Genomic DNA, 11,734 nt, shown 5'->3' on the forward strand with positions numbered 1-11,734 from the left:
GGTAATGTGATAGATGTAACCCATATTATTCCATTGGATATTCATACTGATAACGTCACTGATGGGGCTTGTCAGGGCGCGCATTTCGACCCGGTTTCAGGTATCTGGTACACCGAGCCTCATGTGTTAAATGAGGGGCTTCGCGACTATGTCTACAACACCGACAGTTTTAACATCGTTGCGCCGTACTATCTGGTGATTACCTCGAAGATGCACTGCTGGAGCTGCCACCAGCTCACCCATATTCACGGGGTGATGTTTACCCGCTTTATCAGAAAAGATCAGGATGGCAAAGGCTGGCAATCTATTCGGCGGAATACCTTTCTGTTCCACATTAATTCTCTGCCTGAAGAGATACAAAAGAACATCAAAGCCAGCAATTACTATCTGGATAAAAGTAAAACTACCGGGCTACGTTACTGGATGAATCATTGTGAAATTTGTGGAGAACGTCTGGGCGACTATGAGCTTTTCTGCGTGGAAAATGATGCATTTCGCCTGATGACGATCGAAAAATTGCTGCGGGCAAAGATTCGCAAAGTGAATAAACTTTTTGTCAGTACGGCGGGTAATCCCGCAGAACATAAGATCACGGACATCGTGCGTTACCTGTGCGATGCACGCTTCGTCATGAATGGTCCGGCCTAAGGCATAAACAGACTTCTCACAACATAAAAATACTGTATACTTAAACAGTGTTGTGGGAGGCGAGCGATGCGCAAAATCATACATGTCGATATGGACTGCTTTTTCGCGGCGGTGGAAATGCGCGACAACCCCGCCTTGCGTGATATTCCCATTGCTATTGGCGGCAGTCGTGAACGTCGGGGAGTCATCAGCACGGCCAATTACCCGGCGCGCAAATTTGGTGTGCGTAGCGCAATGCCGACCGGAATGGCGTTAAAACTGTGCCCGCATCTCACGTTATTACCTGGTCGTTACGAGGCCTATAAAGAAGCCTCCCGCCAGATTCAGGCTATTTTCTCCCGCTATACCTCGCTGATAGAACCGCTTTCGCTGGATGAAGCCTATCTGGATGTGACTGACAGCACTCACTGCCATGGCTCAGCTACGCTGATGGCTCAGGAGATCCGCCAGACAATTTTTGCCGAGCTACAGTTAACCGCCTCTGCCGGAATTGCGCCGGTCAAATTTCTGGCAAAAATAGCCTCCGATCTCAACAAACCCAATGGGCAATATGTGATTACCCCTGCCGATGTTCCTGAATTTCTCAGAACATTACCGTTAGGCAAAATTCCCGGCGTTGGCAAAGTCTCTGCTGCTAAGTTGGAAGCGATGGGGTTGCGAACCTGCGAGGATGTTCAGAAATACGACCTGGCCATGTTGCTAAAACGTTTTGGTAAGTTTGGTCGCGTGTTGTGGGAACGTAGCCAGGGCATTGATGAGCGCGACGTCAACAATGACAGACTGCGCAAATCAGTCGGCGTCGAGCGTACTTTGGCAGAAGATATTCATGAGTGGGCTGAATGTGAGGAGATTATTGAGCGGCTATATCCCGAACTGGAACGACGTCTGGCCAAGGTAAAACCGGATCTGTTGATCGCCCGTCAGGGAGTAAAACTCAAGTTTAATGATTTTCAGCAAACCACGCAGGAGCACGTCTGGCCGCGCTTAAGTAAAGATGACTTAATTGCGACGGCGCGCAAAACCTGGAATGAACGTCGGGGAGGGCGGGGCGTAAGGCTGGTGGGATTACACGTCACGCTGCTGGATCCACAGCTGGAAAGACAACTACTGTTGGGGCTGTGATGTTGATGTATTGCCGGATGGCTGCGTAAAAACTATGTCCGGCCTACAAATCAGCATGTAGGCCGGATAAGCACCGCGCCATCCGGCGTTTAGCGCAGACTTACTTCGCCGGAATAGACTTCAGCAGTTCAGTCAGCAGCGTCCAGTAATGGCCGACGCTTTCGATATGAACCTGTTCATCCGGGGAGTGCGGACCGGTGATGGTTGGCCCGATGGAAACCATGTCCATATCTGGATACGGTTTCTTGAACAGACCACATTCCAGACCGGCGTGGATGATTTGGATGTTAGGCGTTTTGTTGAACAGACGCTGATAGGTTTCACGAACCAGGTGCATAACCGGAGAGTTGGCATCCGGCTGCCAGCCAGGGTATCCGCCTTTTGCCTGGGTTTTCGCGCCAGCCAGTTTACCCAGTGAATCCAGCATGCTCACCACGTAGTCTTTACCGCTGTCGATCAGAGAACGGATGAGGCAGTGAATTTCAACGTTGTCGTCAGTCATGGTTACAACGCCGACGTTCAGGGAAGTTTCTACCACGCCTTTGGCGACGTCGGAGTTGCGGATAACACCGTTCGGGGTGGCGTTCAGCAGACGCACAAAGCTGTCGCGAGACTCAGCGGTCAGCGCGGCTTTGTCTTGAGTAACGGCATCCAGCAGCAGAGCCAGGTTCTTCTCTTTGGCTTCCAGTTCGTTTTTCAGGATTTCCTGATAGGTGTTGACCAGCGCTTTTAACGCATCAACTTTATCTGCAGCCACGGCCAGGGTGGCAAAGGCTTCACGCGGAATTGCGTTACGCAGCGTACCGCCGTTGAAATCAACCAGACGCAGATCCAGCTCTTCAGCGTGGCCCGCCAGGAAGCGTACCAGCAGCTTGTTCGCGTTACCGAGACCAACGTGGATTTCGCCGCCGGAGTGGCCGCCTTTCAGGCCTTTTAACGTCAGCTTAAAGCTCTGGAAGCCAGCAGGGATTGCTTCACGGGACAGCGGCAGGTTAGAGGTAAAGTCGATACCGCCTGCGCAACCCATGTAGATCTCACCTTCTTCTTCTGAGTCGGTGTTGATTAGGATATCTGCCTGCAACCAGTTAGCCTGCAGACCAAACGCGCCATCCATACCTGCTTCTTCGGTCATGGTCAGCAGCACTTCCAGAGGACCATGTACCACGCTGTCATCAGCCAGAACGGCCAGCGCGGACGCCATACCGATACCGTTATCCGCACCCAGCGTGGTGCCACGGGCTTTTACCCATTCGCCATCAATATAAGGTTGGATAGGATCTTTGGTGAAGTCGTGCACGGTGTCGTTGTTTTTCTGCGGGACCATATCCAGGTGCGCCTGCAGAACGACCGGTTTACGGTTTTCCATGCCTGCGGTAGCGGGTTTGCGAATCAGGATATTACCGACTTGATCGCGCTCGACGTGGAAACCTTTTTCCTGGGCCCAGCTCAGAATGTGTTCAGCGAGCTGCTCTTCATGATAGGACGGATGAGGAATAGAACAGATTTTGGCAAAAATATCCCATAGCGGTTGCGGGGATAATTGAGACAGTTCAGACACGTTGAGTCTCCTTGGCGATGTCCTACAAAACTTGCTTGCAGGCCACGGGGTTAGCAGAATTAAAAACATCACAAGTCAGGCTTGCGCGATGCGATTGAGAATACCACTTTCTCCGCTGACGGCTAGCATAAAGCATGCAAAAAGAGGCGCGGATTCCGCGAAACACTGGTTTTTAGTGCGTCAGATCTCTATAATCTCGCGCAACCTATTTCCCCCTCGAACACTTTTTAAGCCGTAGATAAACAGGCTGGGACACTTCACATGAGCGAAAAATACGTCGTCACCTGGGACATGTTGCAGATCCATGCACGTAAACTGGCAAGCCGCCTGATGCCTTCTGAACAATGGAAAGGCATTATTGCCGTTAGCCGTGGTGGTCTGGTACCGGGCGCATTGCTGGCGCGTGAATTGGGTATTCGTCATGTCGATACCGTATGCATCTCCAGCTACGATCACGACAACCAGCGCGAACTGAAAGTGCTGAAACGTGCCGAAGGCGACGGTGAAGGTTTCATCGTAATCGATGACCTGGTTGACACCGGTGGTACCGCCGTTGCGATCCGCGAAATGTATCCTAAAGCGCATTTCGTTACTATCTTCGCTAAGCCGGCAGGTCGCCCGCTGGTGAATGATTATGTTGTTGATATCCCTCAGGATACCTGGATTGAGCAGCCGTGGGATATGGGCGTGGTGTTCGTCCCGCCGATCTCTGGTCGCTAATCTAAAAAGTTTTCAACGCCTGGCAACTGCCGGGCGTTGTTCTTTTTGTGCAGTGTCAGGTTACACTATGCCTTAGTGAGTACTCATGGAGGCTGCAATCATGTCACAGGCTAACCTCAGCGAAGTCCTGTTTAAACCCCGCTTCAAACACCCTGAAACGTCAACGCTGGTTCGTCGTTTTAATCACGGCGCGCAGCCGTCCGTACAATCTGCCCTGGATGGTAAAACCATTCCCCACTGGTATCGCATGGTGAATCGTCTGATGTGGATCTGGCGTGGCGTCGACCCGCGTGAAATCCTTGAGGTGCAGGCACGTATCGTGATGAGCGAAGCCGAGCGTACGGATAAAGAACTCTACGATACGGTTATCGGCTATCGCGGTGGAAACTGGATCTATGAGTGGGCGAAGCAGGCGATGGACTGGCAACAGAAAGCGTCTATGGAAGAGGATCCGCAGGTGAGCGGACGCCACTGGCTGCATGCGTCTACGTTGTACAATATTGCCGCTTACCCGCACCTGAAAGGCGATGAGCTGGCAGAACAGGCACAGGCTTTGTCCAATCGCGCCTATGAAGAGGCCGCGCAGCGACTGCCGGGGACATTGCGCGAGATGGAATTTGCCGTTACCGGCGGCGCGCCAATCACTGGATTCCTGCATATGCCAAAAGGCGACGGTCCGTTCCCGACGGTGCTGATGTGCGGTGGCCTCGATTCCATGCAAACGGATTATTACAGTCTGTATGAGCGCTACTTTGCTCCGCGTGGCATTGCCATGCTGACGCTGGATATGCCGTCAGTTGGGTTCTCATCAAAATGGAAACTGACTCAGGATTCCAGCCTGCTGCATCAGCACGTATTAAAAGCGCTGCCTAATGTTCCCTGGGTGGATCACACTCGCGTGGCGGCCTTCGGTTTCCGCTTTGGCGCTAACGTAGCGGTACGTCTGGCATATCTGGAATCATCACGTCTGAAGGCGGTGGCCTGTCTGGGACCAGTGGTTCATGCGCTGCTCAGTGACCCGCAGCGTCAGGCGAGCGTCCCGGAAATGTATCTTGATGTACTGGCTAGCCGCCTGGGGATGCATGACGCCTCCGATGAAGCGCTGCGCGTTGAGCTTAATCGCTATTCATTAAAAGTGCAGGGCCTGCTGGGGCGACGCTGCCCGACGCCAATGCTTTCGGGGTTCTGGAAGAACGACCCGTTTAGCCCGGAAGAAGAGTCACGTTTAATCACATCTTCATCTTCAGACGGTAAGCTACTGGAGATCCCCTTCAATCCGGTGTATCGCAATTTTGACAAAGGGTTGCAGGAAATAACCGGTTGGATCAATCAGAGATTGTGTTAAAAGTTTGCTAAATTTTATCGATTTGGTAAAACAGGTGCTTCACCTAAGGAGATCGTAATGACGTTACCGAGTGGGCATCCGAAAAGTAGATTGATCAAGAAATTCACCGCGCTTGGCCCGTACATCCGGGAAGGGCAGTGCGAAGATAATCGATTTTTTTTCGATTGTCTGGCTGTTTGCGTCAACGTGAAACCCGCCCCTGAGAAACGCGAGTTCTGGGGCTGGTGGATGGAACTGGAGGCGCAGGAAAAACGTTTCACGTATAGTTATCATTTTGGTTTGTTTGATAAAGACGGTAACTGGACTGCGGTGCCGGTGAAAGAGACTGAAGTGGTAGAGCGACTGGAATACACCTTACGTGAATTCCATGAAAAATTACTTGGCTTGTTAACGACGCTGAATCTGGCGCTGGAACCTGCTGACGACTTTAAGGATGAACCGGTTAAGTTAACGGCATAATGAACAGTGAAAAGCCGGATGGCGGCGCAACCCCATCCGGCTTTTTTATGCTATATCAAAACTGGTAGACCATACCGACGGCAACGATATTATCATCGTTGATGCCCAGCTTATTATCGCTATCGAGCTGGTTGATTTTATAATCGACAAACGCGGACATATTTTTGTTGAAATAGTACGTTGCGCCGAGATCAATATAATTCACCAGATCTTCATTGCCGACGCCTTCAATATCTTTCCCTTTAGACAGCACATAACCCAGTGACGGACGCAGACCAAAGTCAAACTGGTACTGAACGACCGCTTCGAAGTTCTGTGTTTTATTAGCAAAGCCACCGGAAATTGGCGTCATATTGCGCGTTTCAGAATAGAACGTTGCAATATAAATATCGTTAGCATCATATTTTAAGCCAGTTGCCCAGGCTTCTGCTTTATCGCCTGTACCGCGAGTTTGCAGATTCTGCTGGTTAGTACGATCGGAGTTGGTATAAGCGCCGCTCACCGCAAAATCGCTGCCGCCAAAGTCATAGGTAACGGAAGTACCAAAACCGTCGCCGTTCTGTTTTTTCACATCGCGGTCCTGGTTTTTACCCTGATATTGCAGGGTCAGATCCAGGCCATCCACGACGCCGAAGAAGTCGGTGTTACGGTAAGTTGCCAGGCCGCTGGCACGTTTGGTCATAAAGTTATCGGTCTGTGCGGAGGAGTCGCCGCCGAATTCCGGGAACATATCGGTCCATGCTTCCACGTCATACAGCGCACCCAGGTTACGACCATAATCAAATGAGCCAAAATCTTTTAATTTCACACCAGCGAAGGCCAGACGTGTTTTTTGTTGGTTAGAATCGCTTTCAGCTTTATTGCCGGCGAATTCAGCCTCCCAACGACCATAACCGGTCAGTTGATCGTTAATTTGCGTTTCGCCTTTAAAACCTAAACGGATATAGCTTTGGTCACCATCTTTGCTGTCATAATCCGTCATGTAATGCATGGCTTTTACTTTGCCGTATAAGTCCAGCTTATTACCGTTCTTGTTATACACTTCCGCTGCCTGTACGGATGCCGACGCAACAATTCCCATCACCACTAATGCCAGAGTGCTCTTTTTCATTTTCATTCCTGATTAAAAGTACGCGCTAATATTCACTGGGTGTGATCCCCCGTTAAAAGACAGGAGGGTTTTTAACGTCTGGCAATGAACGTTTTATGACAAAGTAAGAATATTTTTAAAAAAGGATGTTTTTTTGTTTCTGTAATAAATGCGTCAAAATCTGCCGCTACGCTTGCTGATCCTGCGCAATAAAATTTCATGCTTTGTGCGCTGGTTGTTGGCAACCGGGGCCAGTCCTGCTAAAACGTTCGTTTGATATCATTTTCCCCAATTTTGAATGGCAGAGAATCATGAGTGACAGCCAGACGCTGGTGGTAAAACTTGGCACCAGTGTGTTAACGGGCGGATCCCGCCGCCTGAACCGCGCCCACATCGTAGAACTGGTTCGCCAGTGCGCGCAGCTCCATGCCGCAGGGCATCGTATTGTTATTGTTACCTCAGGCGCGATTGCCGCTGGACGTGAGCATCTTGGTTACCCTGAACTCCCGGCAACGATAGCCTCGAAACAGCTGTTGGCAGCGGTAGGGCAGAGCCGACTGATTCAACTATGGGAACAGCTTTTCTCGATTTACGGTATTCATATCGGGCAGATGCTGCTGACGCGTGCGGATATGGAAGACAGAGAGCGCTTCCTCAATGCCCGCGATACGCTGCGTGCGCTGCTGGATAACAACATCGTTCCGGTCATTAATGAGAACGATGCGGTGGCGACCGCTGAAATTAAAGTGGGTGATAACGACAACCTCTCAGCGCTGGCGGCAATTCTGGCTGGAGCCGATAAGCTGCTGCTGTTGACCGATCAGCAGGGGCTGTTCACCGCCGATCCGCGCACTAATCCGCAGGCGGAGCTGATCAAAGACGTGCACGGTATTGATGATGCACTGCGCGCCATTGCCGGAGACAGCGTCTCGGGTCTGGGAACCGGCGGCATGGGGACTAAACTGCAGGCCGCCGATGTCGCGTGCCGCGCCGGGATCGACACCATAATTGCCGCAGGCAGCAAACCGGGCGTGATTGGCGACGTGATGGAAGGCGTTTCCGTTGGGACGCGTTTTCATGCACAGGCATCTCCACTGGAGAACCGTAAACGCTGGATCTTCGGCGCGCCGCCTGCCGGAGAAATTACTGTTGATGAGGGCGCTACCGCAGCGATTCTGGAACGCGGCAGCTCATTACTGCCAAAAGGCATTAAAAGCGTGACAGGCAACTTCTCTCGTGGTGAAGTGATCCGCATCTGCAATCTCGAAGGGCGCGATATTGCCCACGGCGTCACCCGCTATAACAGCGATGCGCTGCGCCGTATTGCCGGACATCACTCACAACAGATCGACACCATCCTGGGCTACGAATACGGCCCGGTTGCAGTCCATCGTGACGACATGATCACCCGTTAAGGAACAGGCATATGCTGGAAAAAATGGGCATTGCTGCCAAAGCCGCGTCATATAAGCTGGCGCTGCTCTCCAGTCGCGAAAAAAATCGCGTACTGGAAACCATTGCTGATGAGCTGGAAGCGCAAACCGAAAGCATCCTCAGCGCGAACGTACAAGATGTTGAGCAGGCGCGAGCCAACGGCCTGAGCGATGCGATGCTCGACCGCCTCGCTCTGACGCCAGCGCGTCTGAAAGCGATTGCTGACGATGTACGCCAGGTGTGTAATCTCGCCGACCCGGTCGGGCAGGTGATTGACGGTGGGCTGCTGGACAGCGGTCTGCGTCTGGAGCGTCGTCGCGTCCCGCTGGGCGTGATTGGCGTAATTTATGAAGCGCGCCCAAACGTCACCGTTGACGTTGCCTCCCTGTGCCTGAAAACCGGCAATGCCGCGATCCTGCGTGGTGGGAAAGAGACCTACCGGACGAACGCCGCCACCGTAGCGGTTATCCAAAAGGCGCTGGAAGCCTGCGGTTTACCCGCGGCTGCCGTACAGTCGATTGATAACCCGGACCGCGCACTGGTCGCTGAGATGCTACGGATGGATAAGTACATCGATATGCTGATCCCTCGCGGTGGCGCGGGCCTGCACAAGCTGTGTCGTGAGCAGTCGACTATCCCGGTCATCACCGGCGGCATTGGCGTATGTCATATCTATGTTGATGATAGCGCGGAGATCGCCCCGGCCCTGAAGATTATCGTCAACGCCAAAACCCAGCGTCCGAGCACCTGCAACACCGTAGAAACTCTGCTGGTGCATCAGGATATCGCCGCGCGTTTTCTGCCAGCATTGAGCCAGCAGATGGCACAAAGCGGCGTCACTCTGCACGGAGACGAAATGGCGCTGGCTACATTGAAGGCAGGACCTGCTAATGTGGTTGCGGTGAAAGCTGAAGAGTATGACGACGAGTTTCTGTCGCTGGATTTGAACGTGAAAATCGTCACCAGTCTGGATGATGCCATCGCCCACATCCGCGAGCATGGTACCCAGCATTCCGATGCGATCCTGACGCGTACGCTACGCAACGCCGATCGTTTTGTGAATGAAGTCGATTCTTCCGCTGTGTACGTTAACGCTTCTACGCGTTTTACCGATGGCGGCCAGTTTGGACTGGGTGCGGAAGTGGCGGTAAGTACGCAAAAACTGCACGCGCGTGGTCCAATGGGGCTGGAAGCACTGACTACATACAAATGGGTTGGCTTCGGCGACGACACGATTCGTGCGTAATTGAAACCGGGTGATGCAAAAATAGGCGTTTGATTCACAAGGCCATTGACGCGTCGCCCGGTTAGTTTTAACCTTCTACCCCGTGTTCACATTCGTGGACATATCCTTTTCAGGGCCGATATAGCTCAGTTGGTAGAGCAGCGCATTCGTAATGCGAAGGTCGTAGGTTCGACTCCTATTATCGGCACCATCTTTTTTCGTAAAATCATTAAGTTACTATTGCAGTGTTTTGCTTTGTTCAACACTAATGTGCAATTTTGCGCGTTGTGGATGTGACGAAATTGTAGCAACTGATGATCAATATATTTGTTTCAATGAGTTGAACAATGCAGAGTGAGAGTTTTGTAAGACGTGTAATCGCTGGTCCTCGCCATTCTGCGAACGGAGGTTTTATCTCCGAATTACATGAAAACCACAATTTTACTTAGGGATGGGGTGATTTTACATGAATAAGAACATTTACCTAGAAAAAACAATCGACTAACATAAACTTATTGGCAGAAATCCTTGTCATCTTGCGCTGTATTTTTTAATCTATCTTCAATATCTACCAGAAGATAGGCCCCTCATGAAATTCCAGGACGTTGCTACTTTTTCCGGAAATATTCTCACCTTTTTGGGATTGCCAGCACTGATTTTTTTTAAATTTTCCTCTTTTTTGTTTTTTCTGAATGAATGGAAGATTCCTTTCATATGTGGTTCTGTTGTCATTCTAATAACTACATTAATTTATCATCGAAAAAAAAGACGTTATCCCAACAAGTCGAGTTGTTTCTCATTGCTTGTGTTGTTTTTTGCAATGGGTTGTGCGATTTTCTACCAACCATATCCTGAATTTGCACAGATAAGCATTTCTGGCTTCTATAATGAAAAAGATGGGGGGGGGAACAGTAGTAATACAGATGAAAATGCTTATGACATCACTCACCAGATGGAGGAGACATGGAAAAGGGCCACATCTAAAGAGAATCCTTCATTTCAATTTGTGCCCCCGTTTGCGGTTGAGAACTGGCAATTTCCGACATTGTTTTTGACTCATCGTTCTAAACAGCAAATAATTAATTTGGCTGAAGCTAATTCTCGCTCAGTCGTAACGTTGGTAGGGTTTACACGTGATAATAAAATAGAGAAAATCCACTATAGTTTGAACGGGAAGTTGTTATCACCCAATGCGCATAGCATTAATTTAGAGAGTAGATGGTTTAATCAGATTTTTGATAAAATTATTTCGCAATCACAGTTAACTGATGCTCAAAAGCGAGAGATAATAGCTAAGATCCTCTTCATTGATATAAATGCCCGTACACTAAGTGCCCGAAAAGATGAAATGGACGCTATTGGTATGGCTAACCTGGTCGTTAAGATAAGAAGTGAGGTCATTGATTTAAAAGGGAGATATCCTTTTAAAGACGATGAGCTCAACTTTTTGATGGCTGGTCTGACAGCTTCTTTCGTAGATGTTTATAGTGCAGAACTATCTGATGACGTCGCTGCTGGGTTTTTAGTGCAGGCACTCAGCTTTCATCCGTATTATCCTTATCCAGATAAGGAGAGTTTTCAACGCGCTTATGTCAAAAATAGTTATGATAAATGGAAACTAACTAATGATGCTGAAAATGATGTGACTTTATTGAGCCACCTTGCGCAGTTGACATATTTTATCGAAGATACTAAGGAAAAAGAAAAGATCATTGATGAATTTAAAAATCAGGTTTTTCTTCAAAACCAATCGCCTACGATTTTTTATTCAATGTTAGAAATGATCAAAACCAGTAATTCACTGCTTGATATACCAGTTAAACAAATTCATGAAATTAAAGAAATAGAAGATTATACGGATAGTTTTCTTTACCAACATCCAGGCATGGATGATGAATTCATTGAGTTAAAAAGCGCATTGTTATACGGTGTATGCCATACCTGGTATGTTAATCATAATCGAAAAAAAGATGCTTCAAGGTTATTTGGGAAATTCACAAATATCGTGGATAATAATCCTAATGTGTTGCATTTTTTAATGAAAATGAAACAAGAGGATAGTGAATGAAAATAATAGTGCCTGAATCCTCGTTTTAGCTTGTAATAGCAAAAACGCGCTTAGACTCCCCCGTA

At 49.5% G+C, this 11,734-nt stretch carries 10 protein-coding genes and 1 tRNA gene; 9 read left to right on the forward strand and 2 right to left on the reverse strand.

The genetic code is table 11. The annotated features are described in order from the left end of the window. Positions 1-6 precede the first annotated feature (6 nt). Positions 7-648 (forward strand): hypothetical protein, encoded by a 642-nt coding sequence (locus OGV71_RS08740; protein ID WP_003838789.1) that lies wholly within the window; start codon positions 7-9, stop codon positions 646-648. Positions 649-714: 66 nt separating this feature from the next. Then, positions 715-1,770: a DNA polymerase IV gene (dinB, locus tag OGV71_RS08745; protein WP_057101175.1), complete on the forward strand. Its 1,056-nt coding sequence runs from the start codon at positions 715-717 to the stop codon at positions 1,768-1,770. Between the two features lie 100 nt (positions 1,771-1,870). Here dinB and pepD read toward each other — a convergent pair whose 3' ends face one another. Then, positions 1,871-3,328, reverse strand: coding sequence for a cytosol nonspecific dipeptidase (gene pepD / locus OGV71_RS08750; protein WP_003031381.1), 1,458 nt, complete (start codon positions 3,326-3,328; stop codon positions 1,871-1,873). Positions 3,329-3,589: 261 nt separating this feature from the next. Here pepD and gpt point away from each other — a divergent pair, with 261 nt between their 5' ends. The 3 genes from gpt to crl all read left to right on the forward strand — a co-directional run bounded on the left by gpt (position 3,590) and on the right by crl (position 5,852). After that, positions 3,590-4,048, forward strand: a complete 459-nt coding sequence (gpt, locus tag OGV71_RS08755) for a xanthine phosphoribosyltransferase (RefSeq protein ID WP_003031380.1) — start codon at positions 3,590-3,592, stop codon at positions 4,046-4,048. A 100-nt stretch (positions 4,049-4,148) separates the two neighbouring features. Continuing rightward, on the forward strand, positions 4,149-5,393 hold the full coding sequence (gene frsA, locus OGV71_RS08760; protein ID WP_204584057.1) for an esterase FrsA: 1,245 nt from the start codon (positions 4,149-4,151) through the stop codon (positions 5,391-5,393). 57 nt (positions 5,394-5,450) lie between these two features. Further along, complete coding sequence (gene crl, locus OGV71_RS08765) at positions 5,451-5,852, forward strand: sigma factor-binding protein Crl (RefSeq protein ID WP_204584055.1); 402 nt, start codon at positions 5,451-5,453, stop codon at positions 5,850-5,852. Positions 5,853-5,907: 55 nt separating this feature from the next. Here crl and phoE read toward each other — a convergent pair whose 3' ends face one another. Next, positions 5,908-6,963 carry a phosphoporin PhoE gene (phoE, locus tag OGV71_RS08770; RefSeq protein WP_003031375.1) on the reverse strand — a complete coding sequence of 352 codons (1,056 nt, stop codon included), beginning with the start codon at positions 6,961-6,963 and terminating at the stop codon, positions 5,908-5,910. Between the two features lie 290 nt (positions 6,964-7,253). On the opposite strand from phoE, the gene proB reads away from it, so the two are divergent. The 4 genes from proB (at position 7,254) to OGV71_RS08790 (ending at position 11,669) form a co-directional block, all read left to right on the forward strand. Continuing rightward, entirely contained in the window at positions 7,254-8,357 is a 1,104-nt protein-coding gene (proB, locus tag OGV71_RS08775; protein WP_003031373.1) for a glutamate 5-kinase, read from the forward strand. Positions 8,358-8,368: 11 nt separating this feature from the next. Beyond that, positions 8,369-9,622, forward strand: a complete 1,254-nt coding sequence (proA, locus tag OGV71_RS08780; RefSeq protein ID WP_071696411.1) for a glutamate-5-semialdehyde dehydrogenase — start codon at positions 8,369-8,371, stop codon at positions 9,620-9,622. A 114-nt stretch (positions 9,623-9,736) separates the two neighbouring features. Continuing rightward, positions 9,737-9,812, forward strand: a tRNA-Thr gene (locus OGV71_RS08785). A 378-nt stretch (positions 9,813-10,190) separates the two neighbouring features. Beyond that, the gene (locus tag OGV71_RS08790; RefSeq protein ID WP_204584051.1) at positions 10,191-11,669 is read left to right on the forward strand and encodes a hypothetical protein; all 1,479 of its coding nucleotides are present in this window, start codon (positions 10,191-10,193) and stop codon (positions 11,667-11,669) included. Positions 11,670-11,734 lie beyond the last annotated feature (65 nt).

The organism is Citrobacter sp. Cf088 (assembly GCF_030334295.1).
In the GTDB taxonomy this organism is placed as follows: Bacteria; Pseudomonadota; Gammaproteobacteria; order Enterobacterales; family Enterobacteriaceae; genus Citrobacter; species Citrobacter freundii.